The following is an 18,195-nucleotide window of genomic DNA, read 5'->3' as shown; positions in this document are numbered from 1 at the left end:
GCATAGTGATGAACGGTGATCTACCGATATGCCTATGATCGCTGGGCGAGACAGCCGACCAGCCGCCTCTGAACATGAAGGCCGGAGTCCGCACCATGATCCCCGCCGTCGCCCAGAGACTCATCTGGCTTGCAAATGGGCAACGTTCCAAAACTGGACCCCTCCCGATTCCCCCACGTTTCGGGTTACGCAGCCGGAGAAACTATGCTTGAGTCGGAGCCCCGGAACATACCGGGGAGGCCCCGGCATGCACTTGCATTCACCGGGAGGCGCCCGCAGGCACCGGGACAACCCCGGACGGCTACGGGCACACAGCATGCAGCAGAGGATTAGGTGACAATGAGCAGGATTCTGACAGTCCGTGGCGGAGTTCCACTCAAGGGACGCGTCCAGGTGCGCGGCGCCAAAAACCTTGTCCCCAAGGCAATGGTGGCGGCCCTGCTCGGAAACACGCCCTCCACTTTGCACAATGTCCCGGAGATCAAGGACGTCGAGGTTGTGACCTCGCTGCTGCAGCTGCACGGCATCACAGTGGTGAAGGACCCCGTCACGGGCGACCTCACCATGGACCCGGCCAACGCCAAGAAGGCCAACACCGCGGAGATCAACACCCACGCCGGTGACTCCCGCATCCCCATTTTGCTGTGCGGGCCGTTGATCCATTCCATCGGTCATGCCTTCATCCCCGATCTGGGCGGCTGCAAGATCGGCGACCGCCCCATCGACTACCACCTGGACGTGCTGCGCAAGTTCGGCGCCGTCGTGGAGAAGACCGGCGACGGGATCTCCATCACGGCCCCCATGGGCTTGAAAGGCACCAAGATCAGCCTGCCGTACCCCAGCGTCGGGGCCACCGAGCAGGTCCTGCTGTCGGCAACCCGCGCGGAGGGCATCACCGAGCTGAGCGGTGCCGCCACCGAGCCGGAAATCATCGACTTGATCGCGATCCTGCAAAAGATGGGCGCCATTATTTCGGTGCAGACGGACAGGACCATCCGCATCGAAGGCGTCCGCGAACTTTCAGGCTACGACCACACCGCCCTGCCCGACCGCAACGAATCCGCGTCCTGGGCCTCGGCCGCCCTGGTCACCGGCGGCGACATCTATGTTGAAGGCGCCAGCCAGCGGGACATGATGACGTTCGTGAACACGTTCCGCAAGATCGGCGGCGGCATGGACATCCACGACGACGGCATCCGGTTCTACCACAAGGGCGGCGCCCTGAAGCCGCTGGTGCTGGAAACAGATGTCCACCCGGGCTTCATGACGGACTGGCAGCAGCCCCTGGTCGTGGCCCTGACCCAGGCCGAAGGCGTCTCGATCGTGCACGAGACGGTGTACGAAAACCGCTTTGGCTTCACCCAGGCACTGACCCGGATGGGCGCCAACATCCAGCTTCACCGCGAGTGCCTGGGCAGCATCCCCTGCCGCTTCGGCCAGCGCAACTTTGTCCACTCGGCCGTCATTTCCGGAGCCACCCCGCTCAAGGGCGCCAACATCAACGTGCCAGACCTGCGCGGCGGCTTCAGCCACATGATCGCCGCCCTGGCCGCACAGGGAACCTCAACGGTGACAGGCATCGACGTCATCAGCCGCGGCTACGAGCACTTCACCGCCAAGCTCGACGGCCTGGGCGCCGACTTCGACGTGCATGAAACAACCATGGCCGCACGGAACGCAGGATAGGAAACCGTGAGCACTGACCTACCCCAGCCGGGCAAGGCAACACACAAGCGCCCCTACAAGCCCAAGGGCATGAAGCTGAGGACCCGGGTGTTTTTCGGGATCCTGGCCGGCGTGGCCCGTCCCATCATGAACGTGCTCATCGGCAAGGAATGGTACGGCCTGGACCGGCTGCCGCAGGACGAGGGCTTCATTGTGGTGCCCAACCACTACACGGAAATTGATCCGATCGTGGTGGGCCACATGCTCTACAACCAAAACATCATGCCGCACTTCCTGGCCAAGGACGGCTTGTTCAGGACCCCGGTCCTCGGGGCCGTCCTGCGCGGCGCCAACCAGATCCCGGTCGAACGCAGCGGCGCCGGAGCCGGCAAGTCGCTCGTCGGCGCCCGGGGAGTGTTGGATGCCGGCGGCGCCGTCGTCATCTACCCCGAGGGAACGCTCACCCGCGACCCCGAGCTCTGGCCCATGAAGGGGCGCACCGGTGCCGCAAGGCTCGCCCTGGGCACCGGCGCCAAGGTCATCCCGGTCGTCCACTGGGGCGCCCAAGAGGTGTTTCCCCGCTACGCCAAACGCTTCAAGATCTTCCCCCGCAAAAAGGTGAAGGTCGTCGTCGGCCGGCCCGTGGACCTCAGCGCGTTTGCCGGCAAGCACGGCGACAAGGCCACCCTCGAAGCCATGACCGAGGTCATCATGAACGACATCACCGCCATGGTCGAGGACCTCCGCGGGGAGCAGGCACCGGCGCTGCGCTGGGACCCGTCCGCCCACCAGCAGTCCGCCCACGGCCGGTTCGTTGAGCGTGGATTCACCGGTGGCGGCAGTGCCAAGAAGACCAAGAACGACGTCGAAACAACAGAAACAGGGGACCTCCAGTGAGTTACGTGGATGGCAATGCGCCGGCCAAGACAGCAGTTTTGGGTGCCGGCAGCTGGGGGACCACCTTCGCGAAGATCCTCGGTGACGCCGCAGCGGGCACCGACCGCAAGATCGTCCTCTGGGGCCGGCGCCAGGAAGTCGTTGACCAGATCAACGACCACCACCGCAACCCGCGCTACCTCTCCACCACGGAGCTGCCCACCAACATCAGCGCCTCCACCGACGTCAATGAGGTCCTGCAGGGCGCCGAGCTGGTGGTCCTGGCCGTGCCCGCCCAAACCCTGCGCGAGCAGCTCCGGGGGTGGGCCGGGCACCTGGGCAGGGACGCCGTCGTCGTCAGTTTGATGAAGGGGCTGGAACTGGGCACGGACCAGCGCATGTCCCAGGTCATCGCCCAGGAACTGAACATCACGGAAGACCGCATCGTGGTCGTGTCCGGACCGAACCTTGCCATGGAAATTGCGCGCCAGGAACCGACCGCCTCGGTGGTTGCCTGCGCGGACGAGAACACGGCCAAGTGGGTTGCGAACGTGTGCAAGCCGCCGTATTTCCGGCCCTACACCATCGATGACGTGGTGGGTGTGGAGATTGGCGGGATCGTGAAGAACGTCATCGCGCTGTGCGTGGGCATCTGCGAGGGGCAGAAGGTTGGCGACAACACGAAGGCCTCCGTCATCACCCGCGGGCTGGCCGAGACCACCCGGCTGGCGCTGGCCCTTGGCGGCAAGGCCGAAACCATGTCCGGGCTCGCCGGGCTCGGCGACCTCGTGGCCACCTGCTCATCGTCGCTGAGCCGCAACCACACCGCCGGGCGCATGCTGGGCGAGGGGCTCACGCTCGACGAAGTCAACAACCGCATGACCCAGACCGCCGAGGGCATCAAGTCCGGCCGCGCCGTCTCGGACCTGGCCGCCAAGGTGGGCGTTGACATGCCCATCACCAACGCGGTCGTGGGCGTCCTCGAAGGTAAACTGACTGTCGACGACCTGGGCCCGCTGCTGCTGGCCCGCGAACTGAAATCCGAAGGCGACTGACGCGTGACTACCGATTCCCCTGCCACAACTGCGCCCATCCGCGTTGCCATTCTCTTTGGGGGGCGCTCCAGCGAGCATGCCGTCAGCTGTGTGACGGCCGCCGGGGTGCTGGGCGCCATTGACAGGACCAAGTACGACGTCGTCCCCATCGGCATTGCGAAGAACGGCCAGTGGGTGTTGGCCGGAGAAGACATCGCAGCATGGTCCCTGAAGGAGGGTGCCCTGCCGGAGGTTGCTGCGGGGGAGGCGACTGTTTCGCTGTCGCACCTGGGTGGTGGCCACCAGCTGGTGGTGTCCGAGGCGGCCAAGGTTCCCGAGGAATTGGGTGCCGTGGATGTCGTGTTCCCGCTGCTGCACGGTCCGTGGGGCGAGGACGGCACCATCCAGGGCCTGCTTGAGCTGTCCGACACCCGCTATGTGGGTGCGGGCGTGCTGGCATCGGCCATTGGCATGGACAAGCACTTCATGAAGGTGGTGTTTGAGGCTGCCGGGCTGGCCGTGGGCCCCTACGTTTCCGTAACCGACCGCGAGTGGACATTGGATCCGGCCAAGGTGCGCGCACGCGTGGCGGCGCTGGGCTTCCCCGTGTTCGTCAAGCCGGCCCGCGCCGGCTCCTCCATGGGCATTTCCAAGGTTGACTCGCTGGACACGCTCGATGCGGCCATTGCCGAAGCCCGTGAGCATGACCTGAAACTCGTCATCGAGGCCGGGATCGTGGGCCGCGAGATTGAGATTGCCGTCCTTGAGGGCCGGGGGAGCGACGCCCCGCGTGTGTCCCTGCCCGGTGAAATCGCCATGGCCGACGGCGCCCACCACGACTTTTACGACTTTGAGGCCAAGTACGTCCAGGGCGACGCCGTGAACCTCAGCTGCCCGGCGGACATGCCCGAGGCCGATATTGCCCGTGTCCGCGAGCAGGCGGCTCTGGCGTTTGACGCCGTGGGGGCCGAGGGGCTGTCCCGCGTCGACTTCTTCTACACGGCCGCCGGGGAGCTGATCATCAACGAGATCAACACGATGCCCGGCTTCACGCCAAGCTCCATGTACCCGCAAATGTGGGAAGCCTCGGGCCTGCCGTACGCGGAGCTGATCGACGAACTGCTCCAGCTGGCCCTGCAAAGAAAAGTAGGCCTCCGCTAGCCCCAACTGCCAACGCCCCTCTCAACGCTCTCGCAGCAATGGTCGGTTTTTCCGGAACGCTCGCGCACTTCTACAATGAGACGGCGGCGGGCACGTTATGCAGCAGTTGCAGCCGGCTCAACATTCGGAAGGCATCGGGGCGGTTCTTGGCACCGTCCCGGAATTCGCTTACTGACGCAGAAGAGACAATCGTCGTTTGGACATCTGAGTCGCAAAGAATGTCAATGACATTGATGAGTCGCTGTTGCGCTTCCGGATCAGCTATGTCGAAAGTCGGCACGTCCAGCACCACCCAATGATCGAATCGCTGCACCCACTGCAGATATTCGATTGCCGACGTCGGGGCACTGCAGAGTTGGTCAAAAGTGATCCACAGTTCACGTCCACGCTGGGCGGTGATGGGAAAGTTCCTGCTGCCGACGGTGAGCTCGCCAGCTTCGTCTGGCTGGGGCCGCTGCAAGCCCACGGCATTCAACTGGATGTCGTCGCTGTCGGGCGTGATCCAATGGCCCGCCTGGAATCCGGCAGGCGAGCCCTGCACCCGGCTCCTGAAGTCAACGTCTCCGTCCAGTTCCATGACGTCCATGTTGTCCAAAATCAAGTCGATCCCCGGCTCCATCAAATGGTGCCAGACGGGGTTGGGCAGCAACGAGGAGGGAGCGTAATTGGAGCTTGCGAGCAGCACCACGTCTTCTGCAAAGAGCTGCCGCAACAATCGTGTGAGAAGGGCTGCATCACCCGAGTCATGGACATGAAACTCATCGAAGTAAAGCACCTTGGCACCCGAGGTTAAGTCACGCACAGCCTCCTCGACAGCAGTTGCCGCGCCTCGGCGCTCGTGGATCTGCCGATGCAGCTGGTCGAAGAACCCATGGAAGTGAACGCGGCGTTTCGCTTCAAGGGGGAGTGCTCGGAAATAGGCGTCAAGAAGCCAGGACTTTCCCCTGCCCGCTTCGCCCCATACGTAGAGGCTCCTGACCCGCGGCCGACGTCGGCGAGGAGCCAGCAAGTCTTCGGCCAGGTCCAAAAGTTGGGATCGGACGGCAATTTGGGAAGCATTGAGACCGAAACCTGAATCAACCGCCGATTCATCAATGGCAGCCGTCAGCCATTTTCGCAGTTCCCGGTTTTTCACCACGCGGCCAGTATCTCACTGATTCACTTCGAGCTGATGACCCCTCCCTCCGCTTCATCCGTCATGGTGGCAAGGACGGTCGACATGGAATGCAATCAATCTTGGTGCAGTCGGGGCCACATCGCGCTGGCGGTTTCACTCGAGCCCGTGCATGGCGGGACACCCAGTGCCGGGACAACATCCCCGGATGGTGGGACGCTTCAGAAACTCGTTTGAGGTTTGGCGTCATGATTCGAGCAGGCGTGTGTCTGTTGGAGGGAGGCGTCGTCAAGTACACCATCACGGTAAAGAATGACGGCCCAGCGACGGCGAGTGGCGTCGTCGTGCAGCAGTACTTGTCCGAGGAGTTCCCATTCGCCAATGCAAGTTCCAACAATGGAGCCTGCGATGAAGCCACCGGGAAGTGGAAGCTGGCTGATGCGCTGGCCCCGGGCACCTCGGCGGTGCTCACACTCACTTTCGACACTCGAGGATGCGAGGGTGGAAGCATAACCAACACCGCCACCATTGCCGCCGCCGACCAACACTCCAGTTCAGACAGCGAAGGGGTCACGTCCACCGTCGAACTGGAGCAATGCGCGACGCCGCCGGTGTCTCCGGCTGCAAGCGAACCGCCGGCACCGACGGCATTAGTTCCCTCGGCTGACGCGACAACTGCTTCGGCCAACCCCACAAAGGACGAGCTGGCTTCCACTGGTTTCGATGCAAAAATGCTCGGAGTCTTGGCACTCCTGATCGCACTATTGGGGGCTGGAATTATGCTGACGGCTCGACGTCGACGCAGTTCCAGGCACTGACTGGAGCGTTGGAGGGCCCATAGGCAATAAGAACCACCCAGATCCAAGTCTGGGTGGTTCTTATTTGACTAAGGATTCGAGCTTCCGGGACGCCTCCAGTTTCCAACTTGCATCCTCGATCATGCGGCGTCCACCGGTGACTCCATCGAGCATTCCTGTTTCAGCCGGTACAGAGGCTACGAGGCAATCAGCGAACTTCAGTCATGCGAAGCCATGGCAGTGTCACGCGCCAATACTGAAGGCCACCTCGAAGGATTACGAGGATCCGACTGAGGCTGGCCCCAGGTTTCCTATTTCGACGTCGCCGCGGTCTGTTGTGCAAGGGTGCGTGGCCGGTCCCGCCACGCTCCCGTGGACCACAGAACGGCCGCAATCAGGGCCGGCTGGAAGAACAGCCGGACAAAGCGTTTGGAATCTGTGTCGAGCCCAAAACCGTCGCGTGCATGCAGCCACTGGGCCAGATTGCCCGGGAACACTGCCACAAAGAACAGCGCCACGAGCCAGCCGACCGGGACGCGCCGTCGGGCCAGGAAGACCAGGGAGGCCCCAAGCGTCATTTCGGCAATGCCTGAGGCCACGACCACAAAGTCCGGATCGAGCGGCACGAACTTTGGAACCTGGGCCTGAAACTCCTGGCGGGCAACCGTCACGTGGCTGACGCCCGCGTAGGCGAGCATGGCACCCAACACCACGCGCAACCCGGTCCGCGGCTTGGAGGTTGCCGTTTTCCCTTCCATGAGCCGGGCAAGAAACCCCTTGCGGGTCTCAGTCATCGGAGACAGTCACAGTGACGTCGATGTTGCCTCGGGTGGCGTTGGAGTAGGGGCACACGAGGTGGGCGGCGTCGGCGAGTTCTTGGGCCAGACCTTGCTCCAGCTCGGGAATGACGACCTCCAGCTCCACTGCCAGCTTGAATCCACCCTCGTCATTGTTTCCGATCTGCACCCGCCCGCCCACGGTTGAGTTCTCAATCTTGATCTTCCTGCCGCGCGCCACGGCGTGAAGGGCCGAGTGAAAACATGCGGCGAATCCTGCGGCGAAGAGCTGTTCAGGGTTGGTCCCGGCACCGGAACCGCCGAGTTCCTTGGGTGGAGTCATGGACACATCAAATGACCCGTCCGAGGTGGCGACGCGGCCCTCGCGTCCCTGGCCGGTGGACAGTGCTTCTGCGGTGTAGAGAGCGTTCATGATGGGTGCCTTTCGACGTTTTTGGTTGGAGCCAAACAGCATCGCTGTTCGGAGACTGGGGTGGAGCTGAATTCCTTCAGCGTCAGTTGGTGCTTGCCGTTATGCTGCGCATGGCGACGGTGAGTCGCTGCAGGGTGCCAATGAGTTCGCGGGCCGCCGCAACATCCGGCAACCCGGTGGCGTGGGCAATGGCAGCCGGGATGTGGGACAGCTCCCCGCGGAGTTCTGCCGCCTTGTCACTTGGGGAAATCGTGACTATCCGGTTGTCGTCGTGGATTCGCTTTCGCTCGATCAGGTCTTTAGTCTCCATGCGGCGCAGGAGGGGCGAGAGCGTGCCGGAGTCGAGCTGCAGCATCTCGCCGAGCTCATGGACTGATTTGTCCCCTTCTGCCCAGAGCACCACCAGCACCAGATACTGGGTGTAGGTCAGGCCCCACGGTTCCAGCAACTCCGTATAGGCCCTCGTGGTTGCCCGGGTCGCGGAGTAGAGGGAAAAGCACACCATTTCATCGACAATTGCCATAGCAACATCATGGCACACAACTTAGTTTTGCACAATGTGCATTTGTCCGGGCTTGAGAGATCCACACACCCCAACCCCAAAAAAACCACCTGCAAGCGCTAAACTGGGGCCTTACGTATTCTGCCGCGGGGCCGGGCAATTCCAGGCCGCCGGCATTCCCCCGAGGAGCCCCTTCACCCATGAGCACTGTGCCATTGCAGCCAGCCCCCACCCTGAGCTGGACGCAGGGGGATGCCGAGCATTCGGCCCGCTGGTTTTCCGCCAGCGGCGCCCTCCCGCCCAAGACCTTGCAGGCGGTGGATGATTCCCTCACCGCCGACGACGCCTATCGCCTCGCTGCCCAGGGCACGGCCATGTTGTGGCAGGGCGACTACCACAATGCCCGCCAACTGCTCTCGGCCATAGCCCGCCGCCTGCCCATCTTTTCCAGGCACGACGGCGAGGACGTCGCCAAGGCGTTCTACCGCTACCGCCAGGGGCGTACGCAGCGGGCAAGGATGCTTGGCTTGTTGTTGGTTCCGCTGGAGCCCGGCCCCGCGGTGGCGCTGCGCCGGGCCCCGGATGTCGCCGAGGCATGGACGGCCGCGGCCGGGGACGTCGCCGAGGCAACTGTCACCCCGTTGCAGGATGTGCTCGGTGCCGTGGGTGCGTTTGAATGGCGCCGCAACGGCGTCTTTGTGCAGGAACTCGACGCCGTCATCTACCCGCACTACGGCACGTTTGCGCCCATCCGCAGCGAGTATCTGGCGCTGGTGGAGCAGGCGGAGCTGCCGTCCACGGAGCTGGCGTTCGACGTCGGCACCGGCACCGGCGTGCTGGCGGCGATTCTCGCCAAGCGCGGCATGCAGCGCGTCATCGCCACGGACACCGAGCCCAGGGCCATCGCCTGCGCACAGGAAAACCTGGCGAACCTCGGCCTGGACACGATTGTGGAGCCGACGCTGGTCAGCATGTTCCCGGCCGGGAAGGCGCCGCTGGTTGTGTGCAACCCGCCGTGGCTGCCGGGCACCGCCAACACCTTGCTGGACAACGCCGTCTATGACCCCAAGAGCCGGATGCTGAAGGCCTTCATCGCCGGCTTGGCCGAGCACCTGGACACCGGAGGAGAGGGCTGGCTGATCATCTCGGACCTGGCTGAACACCTGGGCCTGCGTTCACGCGAAGAACTTCTCCAGTGGATCGACAAGTCCGGCCTCGAAATCAAGGACAGGCTGGACACGGAGCCCCGTCACCCGCGCTCGATGGACCGCGCCGACCCCTTCTTTGCCGCACGTTCACGCGAGGTCACCTCGCTGTGGAAGCTGGTCGCGAGGGCCTAGCTTCGAAGGGCGCCTGGGCCCACCCTTCGGTCCATCGCCTATATGCAAAGGCCGTCATAGAAGTGATTCCTTGGTTACTCCTATAAGGGCGCAGATAGGAACGACTATTCACAATAAGATGTGTAAAATGTCAATGACGCACGCAGCCTTCAAAAACTAGTTGCATAACGCCGAATAAGCCCGATTGAGGTCACCAAGGGTTAATTCAATAACTATTGGAGACACGATGTCATGCCGCATGGCTAGATTGTTGCCCCCGGCGTGATTGCTACCTATGCCGCTCTTATCGCATTCATGGGCAAAATAATTCTTCTCACGGTGCTTCAGCCTGAGGATCAGTCGCAACCTAAGAAATTACAGTGGAAAGGAAGCCTGAATGACGAGAGTTAGGTACGCAACTGTTGTTATCGCCGTGATGGTGTTTGTGGTGGGTGTTGTACTGGGCCTTACCATCCCAGTGCAGGAAAGTTACTGGTGGCTCATGTTCGTAGTAGCTTCAATCATCGTCCTCTGCATGGTGGGGAAGTATGGGAAGAACCGACCCCTAGCTTTGACGGTTATTGAAGTCATCTCGCAACTTATGACGACGTTTGTCGGTGGTTTGATAACAGCCCAATTGGCATTGGGCATCGGTGAAGCGAAGCGAGCAGGCGTTGAGGGGTTCTGGGATGTTGCCAGTCAATTGCTGATTGACCGTGGTCTTTTACTGGGGCTGATGCTTCTGGCATACGGTCTTATGTTCGTGATTCAATTTGCGTCGTTAGATTACGTGGAGAAACGGCGGCTGATTTGAACTTTTTGGCTTTAACATCGAACTGATCAGGAACGGTCGTTTTTTGATATGGCCCACAAACTTAACAAGACCCGGGCAACATGCTGGGTCTTGTTGTTTCAGAAATGTCTTTCAAAACTGATGCCATTTTCCTCTAATTTGACTGCACTGAGTGTACGAAGTTCTCTCCACTGCGATTTCGCGTCAGCAAGGGGAACGATCTACGGGGCTATCTCGTCTCTCGAATTGTTGCCAGTTAGATCCATTGTTTGCGCAGGCAGATCGTTACTCGAAGGTGCCTCAAGGCAGCTAAACAAGACGGCCTTTGCTGAACTGATTGGGCTGACAGCTTCAACAATTACCAGGATTCAATCGGGCGCGGTCGAGCCGACGTACGCCATGTTGCAGCGCATGGCTTCGAGTGCGGACTTTAAGTCGCCGAAGGCTCTCAGCGGAGGCCGTTTCAGCTGACGTCGCGTTTCAATATCTCAAAGGGCGCGCGTCTTCGGCCGTCTGCCGCCTTCAGGCACGTGATGCGACTCGGCCGTACTGGATAAGAGCACTCATGGTTGTCCAGCCGCTACGGGGAGCGATGTCAACTGACACACAGGGCGTTTTATGACCCCAGCTTCGGGAAATCCAACCGTAAGGTAATGGCTCGGTGGTTCCGGTCAGGATGCTTGCCTCCCTCAACGGATCGTACTTAATAGTCATCCACGATTTGGATGTATCGATGCGGATCGCACCCTTGGTCATGATCATTTCGGCGTTCGCTGGCAACAGAAATCTCTGGACGGCGAGGTCGTTGGACTCGTCGTGGGTGGAGAAACAGTCCTGGACGGATATTGAACCCTCTTGAAATGTCGCAGTGCGGCGCACGAAATGGGTCCCGTCAATCAGCGATTTGCCTCTGAGTTCCGCCACAGCAGGTGTTGACCCGAGCTGTTTAAGTGTGCTGTCCACACGCGAATCAGCCGGGTCGTACAGGGTTCCAGGGTAGAGATGATCAAACTTTGGAAAGAAGACTCCACTGTGTCCGCGCTGGGATTTCACAGCCCGCGTGAAAGGGTTCTTCCAATCGTAAGAATGAAGGCCGCCGTCCAGAATTAACTCGTCTGCGTCAACCGACAATGTCAGTGACGTGTCATCAACATGTTTGTGCACGTGGCTTGAATAGCCGCATTTAAAGGTTCTGTAGACACCGTCGTGCTTGTCGACAAAGAGCCCGCTTTCTTCCGTCAGTAGCACTCCATCGGTGGAAACGTAACCTGAGGGACTGCTCCCGGAGTCACCCATGGCCGGGTAGTGTCCGTTTGGAAGGACAAGCTGTCGAAGGGTGCTGGCTGCCGGTTCAATCATGGCCGACAGTGTTGAGGCGAATGTTGTCGAGCGCCTCGAGGCGTTGGCGAACTTCAGTATTTCTTTGCAGAAATTGATGTAGAAAGCCTGATAGCTGGCTGTATTCTCTCGGCATATCCACTGCGAATCGAAGGCGTTCAAAACGATCGTCTGTAGTTGGGCTTCTGCCAGAAGTTCGATTTTTTGGGACACAAAGGCTGGAAACATGTAGCGGGCGTGGAGGACTGCGGCGGCCAGCATCATTCCATGATTGTTCTGGACATAGTTTCCGACATCGCCAGCCCAAGTCAGGTCATGCTTCAAGATTGACTCGACAGCTTTGGGAAATGGACGGTCCATGATGGTGAACTGTGCCGCAAGCATGCACAGCGAACGGATTCGCATTGCAACTGCGTGATCCAGAGATGTCATTTGTGAGCTGAGGTCCGCCCAAGCATCACTGTCAATGAACTTTGAGTAACTCTCCAATAGTGCTGTGACCGTCGTGAAATTTTGCGTGGCCGAGAGCAATTGGGGAAGATGCCCCAGCGAATGTATCCATAGGAGCGTGCTTTGCCGTTGCTCGTAATCTGATCGTCCGTAGTTTGGCGCCGCCAGGGGGAAATTCACCTCAACCTGATTTGGCAATGAAACCTCAAAGTGGGTTTGAAAATCCCCTCGCAACTTCCAAAGTGGAGAACCAATCCGGATCATCGAATCCGAATGGTTCGCGAGGTAGTCCTCCGGCGACATTGCGGAGGTCCAAGAGAGCGTAGCTATCGGTGTCAACATATCCTCTTACCGAAGTTCAAAATATCCATGAATTCATGTCAGGCGGCGGCTCAGGGAACCTGCGGGCTACCCTGCGAAGTCCTCAGCGCGTGCTCCGCTGCCCAAAAGCTGATGGATGGCGGCAACGGTCCGTGCGGCGGCACGGCCGTCGCCGTAGGGGTTGGTGGCGTTGGCCATGGCGCTGTATGCGGACGGATCGGTGAGCAGGGAGGTAACCGACTCGATGATGGTGGCGGGGTCGGTGCCGATGAGCTTGACGGTGCCGGCGGTGACGGCCTCGGGGCGTTCGGTGTTGTCCCGCATGACCAGGACGGGCTTGCCCAGCGAAGGGGCTTCTTCCTGGACGCCGCCGGAGTCGGTGAGGACAACAGTGGCCAGGGAGATGAGCCGGGTGAATTCACCGTAAGGCAAGGGCTCAGTCACGAGGACGTTCGCTTTTCCGGAGAGCGCGGGCAGGACGGCCTCGCGGACGAGGGGGTTCTTGTGGACGGGCAGGACAATCACCACGTCCGGGTGCGCGTCGGCGAGGCTGGCGAGTGCGCGGCCGACGCCGCGCATGGTGTCGCCCTGATTTTCGCGGCGGTGGGTGGTGACCAGCAGGATGCGCTTGCCGGAGGCCGCGAGCTCTTCCAGCAAAGGATCTGTGAAGGGGATGTTCTTGTTGACCGTGGTCAGCAGCGCATCGATGACGGTGTTTCCCGTGACGGCGATGTCCAAAGAGTCGACGCCCTCGGCGAGCAGGTTGGCCTTGGAGGTGCTGGTGGGGGCCAGATGCAGGGAGGCGATTTGCGTGGTGATCTTGCGGTTCGCTTCTTCGGGGAAGGGCGAGAAGAGGTTGTGGGAGCGCAGGCCGGCTTCGGCGTGGACCACGGGAATGCCGGCGTAGAACGCGGCGATGGCCCCGGCCGTGGAGGTGGTCGTGTCGCCCTGGACGATGACGACGTCGGGACGGACAGTCGCGAACAGCGAGTCGAGACCGTTGATGGTGCGTGTCAGGATGCCGGCGAGCGACTGGCCGGGCTGGTGAATGTTCAAGTCATGGTCGGGGGTGATGCCAAAGAGGGCGTTGACCTGGTCGAGCATTTCCCGGTGCTGGCCCGTGACGGTGACCACGCACTCAAAAGTGTCGTCCGCCTTGAGCGCGGCGACGATCGGGGCCATCTTGATGGCTTCCGGACGGGTGCCGTAAATCGGCATAACAACGGTCATGGTTCCCCTTTGTGGATGGCAGCGAGCTCGTGGGCTCCAGCCCTAAAACCCCGCGGGCCCTGACTGTGGGCGCGCCGGTGCGGTGATTAAGCCGCAGTAATTGAACAGCAATGATTCACCCTTACGCTACGTGATTTCCTAATGCAGAAACGCACCAAATCAAGGGGCTGGCACCAGTGTTCACCTAAGTTCTTTTCAAAAGCCCCTGAGCGTATCGAGGCGTTCACCCGCCGTTAACAATTGACTGGCTAACTGGATTTCAGCGATGGACGGCAACCGCTGTCCACACCATGAACACTTCACATGAAGGGCGTCAGATGGTAAATCCAGCAGCCGCCGGGAATGCTGCGCCCGCGGCAGGCACCCGCGAGGATATGGCCACCACCGTCCGCACTGCCTTGTGGCACCTGCGCAAGGGCGGGCTTCCCCAGGTGCGTTCCTGGGCGCAGTCCAAGACAGCACCCAAGGAGGCCGCCGCCGCCGAACCGGTCCTGGGCGCCACCGGCACCTGGGTTGGCACGGGATCGCAGCGCCGCCTGCAATTTGCCCCCACGGAAAACGGCCCCGGGCTCGCACCTCGAAACCCGCAGGTCCGTGCCGCCGTCATCCTGGACGACTTTTCCGCACTGGCCCTTGGCAGCGAATGGGACTGCACCCAACTGTCCCGGAAGTCATGGCGCGAGCAGGTCCAGGCGCAGGACTTCAACATCTTGTTTGTGGAGTCCGCCTGGGCCGGCTTCAAGAAGGAATGGTTTGGGAAGGTCGACGGCGCCACCCACCAGGGCTCCGAACTTGCGGACATTGTGGCCCACTTCCGGGAGCGCGGCATCCCGACTGTTTTTTGGAACAAGGAAGACCCCGTCCACTACGACGACTTCCTGGCCGCAGCCCAACTCTTTGACCAGGTCTTCACCACGGATGCCGACCGGATCCCGGACTACCGGCGCGACCTGGGACATGACCGTGTGGGTCTGCTGGCCTTTGCCGCCCAGCCGCGGCTGCACAACCCCATCCGTCCGGCAGCCGGCTGGCACGACCGTGACATTGCCTTTGGCGGCATGTACTTCAGTGAGAAATACGATGCACGCCGCGGACAGATGGACCTGCTGTTGGGAACCGCAGCCAGGCTCTCCAACACCATGGAACACGGACTGGAGATCTTCTCGCGGCAGCTGGGCGGGGCCGCAAAATACCAGTTTCCGGCAGCCCTGTCCCCGCACGTGGTCGGCAGTCTGGACTACGCGCAGATGCTGACCGCCTACAAGGCGTACAAAGCCATGCTCAACGTGAACACGGTGACGGAATCGTCCACCATGTGTGCACGGCGGGTCTTTGAAATCCTGGCAAGCGGCACCAACGTCATCTCCACGCCCAGCAAGGCGCTGGCGGCATTGTTCGGCCCGGGCGAGGTGTACATCTGCGCCACGGAACAGGACGTCGAGCATGCCGTGACTTCCCTGGTGCGTGACCCCTTCGCTGCCGAACGCAGCCTGCACCTGGCCCAGCGCCGGATCTGGCAGCAGCACACGTACCGGCACCGCTGTGAGACTGTCCTTTCCGCCGCGGCCCCGCACCTGGGGTTGGGGACAAAGCGGCCCCGGGTGACCGGCGTCGTCGTGGTGGAGAGCGAAGCCCAGGTGGACCGAATCTTTCAAACCATGGGCAGCCAGGTTGGTGTGGACGCGGAACTGGTCCTGGTGGTGCGGGGGTTCGACCTGGCCGGTACTGCGTTGCTGGAACTGCAGGACGAGCACAATATCCGGGCAGCGGCCTGGATCTACGCGGGAGCAACAGATACCCGCGGGGCCTGCCTGAATCGGGGGATCGAGGCGGCCTCCGGCGAGGTGCTGGCCATCATGAACCCCGCCGACCACTACGGGCCCAACTACCTCAGCGACCAGCTGCATGCATTGGAGTATTCGGAGGCGGATGTGGTTGGCAAGCAGGCGCACTACTCGCTGCGCCTGGACACCGGGAAGGCGTATTTGAAGGCACGCCAAACCGAACACCACTGGACCACTGCGCTGCAGGCAGCCACCCTGACGGCCCGTGCGGACGTCTTCCGCGGGCAGCCGTTTTCGGACAGCGACAAGGAAGCCGAGTCCGGGTTCCTTGCCCACCTCCACCAGGGCGGGGCCAACATCTACTCCGCAGACAGGTTCAACTACCTGCGCATGGTTAAGGGCGGCACGGCCCAGCTCGCAGTCACATCCGCAGGCGAACGCGACGCAGCCCTTGCCACCCACAAACACGAAGTTTCCCTTTAGGAGCATTGACGCATGAAAACCATCGAGCATGTGGCCGTCATCGGCTTGGGCTACATCGGGCTGCCCACGGCGGCCATCCTTGCCAGCAACGGACTTCGGGTCAGCGGCGTGGACACCAACGACGGCACTGTCACGGCTGTCAACGCCGGCGAGGTCCCCTTTGTGGAGCCCGGCCTTGGCGCATTCGTGCACGACGCCGTCAGGGACGGGTTCCTGACGGCCGGGTCCGCGACTCCTGCCGCAGACGCCTACATTGTGGCAGTGCCCACCCCGTTCCTTGCGGACCGCTCCGTGGATGAGCGGTTCATCCGCGCCGCAGCCGAAAGCATCGCCCCTCAGTTGGCCGGCGGGGAACTGGTCATCCTCGAATCCACCTCGCCGCCCGGCACCTCCGCCCGCATGGGGGAGTACCTGGTGGAACTGCGCCCCGACCTGGGGCTGCGCCAGGAAGAAGGGAAACCAGTCATTCATGTTGCCCACTGCCCGGAGCGGGTGCTGCCGGGGAAGATCATGGAGGAAATGGTCAGCAATGACCGGATTATCGGCGGACTGACCACGGAGGCTGCGGAACTGGCCCGCGATCTGTACGCGGTGTTCTGCTGTGGCGAGCTGCTCGTGACCGATGCCGCCACGGCGGAGATGGCCAAGCTGGTGGAAAATTCCTTCCGAGACGTCAACATTGCCTTTGCCAACGAGTTGTCGGTCCTTGCGGAGAAGTTCGGCGTGAACGTCTGGGAACTCATCGAACTGGCCAACCACCACCCCCGGGTGAACATCCTGCAGCCGGGCCCCGGAGTGGGCGGGCACTGCATTGCCGTGGACCCATGGTTCATTGTGGCCGGCGCGCCGGAGGAAGCCAGGCTGATCCGCACCGCCCGGGAGGTCAACGACGCCAAGCCGCGCTGGGTGGTGGACAAGGTCCTCACCGAACTGGAAGCACTGCCCGCGGACGCGGAAATTGCGCTTTTGGGGCTGGCCTTCAAGGCCAACATCGACGACCTTCGCCAGTCGCCGGCCCTGGACATTGCCGTGGAACTCGCCCGCAAGCTGGACAGCCGGCGCATCAACATTGTGGAGCCCAACATCGAGGTGCTGCCGAAGGACTTTGCCGGCATGGACCATGTGCGGCTGCTGGACACCACTGAGGCAGTCAACCGTTCGCAGCTCCTGGTGGTGCTGGTGGACCACCGGGAGGTCCGCGGCATTCCCCGGGAGAGCCTTGGCGGAAAAGTGCTTGTTGATACGAAGGGGATCTTCCGGGGATGAGCATTCAACAACGGGAGCGCACCATGGAAGTCTGGGATGGGGCGGAAGTCCTGAACAATGCCCGCATCCATGAATCGGTGCTGTGCCTTGCGCCGCATGAATTGACGCGGCAGGAACTCCGCCTGGTGGCGGGGGATGCCCAGTTCATCAAGTCCATCGACGAAGCGCCGGCCGTGGCAGAAGCCAGCTACGCTGCCGTGGTGGTTTTCGCCGCCGGGCTGGAACTGGCCCGCGAGCTCCTGCAGCTCAATGCCCTCGACGGCACCTGCAGGATCCACTGGCAACTGGGCCTGGATCTGATGGAGGTCCTGGAAACCCTGGCACAGCTGCAACTGCCGTTTGGTGTGCGGGTGGAAAGCGTCAACCACTCCGAGGCGGGAACAGTTGTCACCACCGCGCTGACCACCGGCGGGATGCTGGACACCGACAGCTACCGCCGCGGGGTGCAGGCAGGAAGTGCGCACCGGCCCGTGCATCCGGGAGTGGTGCATCCGGCAACGGGGCAGGGGACTGCACCGGACACGGGAAGGCTGTTGCAGGAAAAGCTGCTGCACACACTGCAAACTATTGAACCGCTCATCGACGCCGTGCCGCCCTGCGGCCATCCGCACGACGGCGACGCGGAGAGCCAGCTCATCCTGCTCAAGCGCAAATACAGTGCACTGGAGCGCAGGTACAACTCATTGGCGGCTTCACAGTTGGGGAAGCTGACGCTTCGCCTGTGGGCACGCAAGCGCGGCAGCACGCCCCGAGGCAAGCCAGCAACCGGCAGCACGCCCGGAACTGCAGGCCGTGCCCAAGCCCTCGCCGCGAAGGTCGGGTAGACACCCATGCAGACACCCATGAAGGACAC

16 protein-coding genes are annotated in these 18,195 nt (G+C 61.9%); 10 read left to right on the top strand and 6 right to left on the bottom strand.

All coding sequences use genetic code 11. The features are described 5' to 3' along the window. Positions 1–339 precede the first annotated feature (339 nt). From murA to ACT3TS_RS14160, 4 genes are all read left to right on the top strand, one after another. Positions 340–1,686 (top strand): UDP-N-acetylglucosamine 1-carboxyvinyltransferase, encoded by a 1,347-nt coding sequence (gene murA / locus ACT3TS_RS14175; RefSeq protein ID WP_444532156.1) that lies wholly within the window; start codon positions 340–342, stop codon positions 1,684–1,686. Positions 1,687–1,755: 69 nt separating this feature from the next. After that, positions 1,756–2,562 (top strand): lysophospholipid acyltransferase family protein, encoded by an 807-nt coding sequence (locus ACT3TS_RS14170; RefSeq protein WP_444532169.1) that lies wholly within the window; start codon positions 1,756–1,758, stop codon positions 2,560–2,562. Next, the gene (locus ACT3TS_RS14165; protein ID WP_444532155.1) at positions 2,559–3,596 is read left to right on the top strand and encodes an NAD(P)H-dependent glycerol-3-phosphate dehydrogenase; all 1,038 of its coding nucleotides are present in this window, start codon (positions 2,559–2,561) and stop codon (positions 3,594–3,596) included. Before ACT3TS_RS14170 ends, ACT3TS_RS14165 begins: the two co-directional genes overlap by 4 nt. Positions 3,597–3,599: 3 nt before the next feature. Then, positions 3,600–4,736 (top strand): D-alanine--D-alanine ligase family protein, encoded by a 1,137-nt coding sequence (locus ACT3TS_RS14160; protein WP_444532154.1) that lies wholly within the window; start codon positions 3,600–3,602, stop codon positions 4,734–4,736. A gap of 70 nt (positions 4,737–4,806) precedes the next feature. On the opposite strand, the gene zapE is transcribed toward ACT3TS_RS14160, so the two are convergent. After that, positions 4,807–5,874, bottom strand: coding sequence for a cell division protein ZapE (gene zapE, locus ACT3TS_RS14155; protein ID WP_444532153.1), 1,068 nt, complete (start codon positions 5,872–5,874; stop codon positions 4,807–4,809). A gap of 224 nt (positions 5,875–6,098) precedes the next feature. On the opposite strand from zapE, the gene ACT3TS_RS14150 reads away from it, so the two are divergent. After that, a complete protein-coding gene (locus ACT3TS_RS14150; RefSeq protein ID WP_444532152.1) occupies positions 6,099–6,668 on the top strand; it encodes a DUF11 domain-containing protein in 570 nt (189 codons plus the stop codon). 290 nt (positions 6,669–6,958) lie between these two features. On the opposite strand, the gene ACT3TS_RS14145 is transcribed toward ACT3TS_RS14150, so the two are convergent. The 3 genes from ACT3TS_RS14145 to ACT3TS_RS14135 all read right to left on the bottom strand — a co-directional run bounded on the left by ACT3TS_RS14145 (position 6,959) and on the right by ACT3TS_RS14135 (position 8,379). After that, positions 6,959–7,405, bottom strand: a complete 447-nt coding sequence (locus ACT3TS_RS14145) for a DoxX family protein (RefSeq protein ID WP_444532168.1) — start codon at positions 7,403–7,405, stop codon at positions 6,959–6,961. A 28-nt stretch (positions 7,406–7,433) separates the two neighbouring features. Continuing rightward, entirely contained in the window at positions 7,434–7,856 is a 423-nt protein-coding gene (locus tag ACT3TS_RS14140) for an organic hydroperoxide resistance protein (protein WP_444532151.1), read from the bottom strand. 82 nt (positions 7,857–7,938) lie between these two features. Further along, on the bottom strand, positions 7,939–8,379 hold the full coding sequence (locus ACT3TS_RS14135; RefSeq protein WP_444532150.1) for a MarR family winged helix-turn-helix transcriptional regulator: 441 nt from the start codon (positions 8,377–8,379) through the stop codon (positions 7,939–7,941). 179 nt (positions 8,380–8,558) lie between these two features. Between ACT3TS_RS14135 and ACT3TS_RS14130 the strand changes: the two genes are divergently transcribed. Further along, positions 8,559–9,698 (top strand): methyltransferase, encoded by a 1,140-nt coding sequence (locus ACT3TS_RS14130; protein ID WP_444532149.1) that lies wholly within the window; start codon positions 8,559–8,561, stop codon positions 9,696–9,698. Between the two features lie 376 nt (positions 9,699–10,074). Then, the gene (locus tag ACT3TS_RS14125) at positions 10,075–10,491 is read left to right on the top strand and encodes a hypothetical protein (protein WP_444532148.1); all 417 of its coding nucleotides are present in this window, start codon (positions 10,075–10,077) and stop codon (positions 10,489–10,491) included. A 501-nt stretch (positions 10,492–10,992) separates the two neighbouring features. Here the strand turns inward: ACT3TS_RS14125 and ACT3TS_RS14120 are convergent. Beyond that, entirely contained in the window at positions 10,993–12,561 is a 1,569-nt protein-coding gene (locus ACT3TS_RS14120) for a heparinase II/III domain-containing protein (protein ID WP_444532147.1), read from the bottom strand. A 105-nt stretch (positions 12,562–12,666) separates the two neighbouring features. Continuing rightward, on the bottom strand, positions 12,667–13,809 hold the full coding sequence (gene wecB / locus ACT3TS_RS14115) for a non-hydrolyzing UDP-N-acetylglucosamine 2-epimerase (RefSeq protein ID WP_444532146.1): 1,143 nt from the start codon (positions 13,807–13,809) through the stop codon (positions 12,667–12,669). A gap of 317 nt (positions 13,810–14,126) precedes the next feature. Here wecB and ACT3TS_RS14110 point away from each other — a divergent pair, with 317 nt between their 5' ends. Genes ACT3TS_RS14110 through ACT3TS_RS14100 form a run of 3 tightly spaced genes read left to right on the top strand, consistent with a single transcriptional unit; the run spans position 14,127 to position 18,166 of the window. Then, the gene (locus ACT3TS_RS14110) at positions 14,127–16,076 is read left to right on the top strand and encodes a glycosyltransferase family protein (protein WP_444532145.1); all 1,950 of its coding nucleotides are present in this window, start codon (positions 14,127–14,129) and stop codon (positions 16,074–16,076) included. Between the two features lie 12 nt (positions 16,077–16,088). Beyond that, on the top strand, positions 16,089–17,342 hold the full coding sequence (gene wecC / locus ACT3TS_RS14105; protein WP_444532144.1) for a UDP-N-acetyl-D-mannosamine dehydrogenase: 1,254 nt from the start codon (positions 16,089–16,091) through the stop codon (positions 17,340–17,342). After that, complete coding sequence (locus ACT3TS_RS14100) at positions 17,339–18,166, top strand: hypothetical protein (protein ID WP_444532143.1); 828 nt, start codon at positions 17,339–17,341, stop codon at positions 18,164–18,166. The genes wecC and ACT3TS_RS14100 overlap by 4 nt, the downstream gene beginning before the upstream one ends. The last annotated feature ends 29 nt before the right edge of the window (positions 18,167–18,195 follow it).

It is taken from the genome of Specibacter sp. AOP5-B1-6 (assembly GCF_052376555.1).
Taxonomy (GTDB): Bacteria; Actinomycetota; Actinomycetes; order Actinomycetales; family Micrococcaceae; genus Specibacter.
This window is presented reverse-complemented; position numbering and strand designations above follow the sequence as displayed.

Excerpts from the sequence above, each read along its gene's own strand:
- ACT3TS_RS14120 (WP_444532147.1), bottom strand. The coding sequence starts at position 12,561 with ATGTCGCCGGAGGACTACCTCGCGAACCATTCGGATTCGATGATCCGG.
- wecB (WP_444532146.1), bottom strand. The coding sequence starts at position 13,809 with ATGACCGTTGTTATGCCGATTTACGGCACCCGTCCGGAAGCCATCAAG.
- ACT3TS_RS14135 (WP_444532150.1), bottom strand. The coding sequence starts at position 8,379 with ATGGCAATTGTCGATGAAATGGTGTGCTTTTCCCTCTACTCCGCGACC.
- ACT3TS_RS14170 (WP_444532169.1), top strand. The coding sequence starts at position 1,756 with ATGAAGCTGAGGACCCGGGTGTTTTTCGGGATCCTGGCCGGCGTGGCC.
- ACT3TS_RS14150 (WP_444532152.1), top strand. The coding sequence starts at position 6,099 with ATGATTCGAGCAGGCGTGTGTCTGTTGGAGGGAGGCGTCGTCAAGTAC.
- ACT3TS_RS14125 (WP_444532148.1), top strand. The coding sequence starts at position 10,075 with ATGACGAGAGTTAGGTACGCAACTGTTGTTATCGCCGTGATGGTGTTT.
- ACT3TS_RS14130 (WP_444532149.1), top strand. The coding sequence starts at position 8,559 with ATGAGCACTGTGCCATTGCAGCCAGCCCCCACCCTGAGCTGGACGCAG.
- ACT3TS_RS14140 (WP_444532151.1), bottom strand. The coding sequence starts at position 7,856 with ATGAACGCTCTCTACACCGCAGAAGCACTGTCCACCGGCCAGGGACGC.
- wecC (WP_444532144.1), top strand. The coding sequence starts at position 16,089 with ATGAAAACCATCGAGCATGTGGCCGTCATCGGCTTGGGCTACATCGGG.
- ACT3TS_RS14145 (WP_444532168.1), bottom strand. The coding sequence starts at position 7,405 with ATGGAAGGGAAAACGGCAACCTCCAAGCCGCGGACCGGGTTGCGCGTG.
- murA (WP_444532156.1), top strand. The coding sequence starts at position 340 with ATGAGCAGGATTCTGACAGTCCGTGGCGGAGTTCCACTCAAGGGACGC.
- ACT3TS_RS14100 (WP_444532143.1), top strand. The coding sequence starts at position 17,339 with ATGAGCATTCAACAACGGGAGCGCACCATGGAAGTCTGGGATGGGGCG.
- ACT3TS_RS14110 (WP_444532145.1), top strand. The coding sequence starts at position 14,127 with ATGGTAAATCCAGCAGCCGCCGGGAATGCTGCGCCCGCGGCAGGCACC.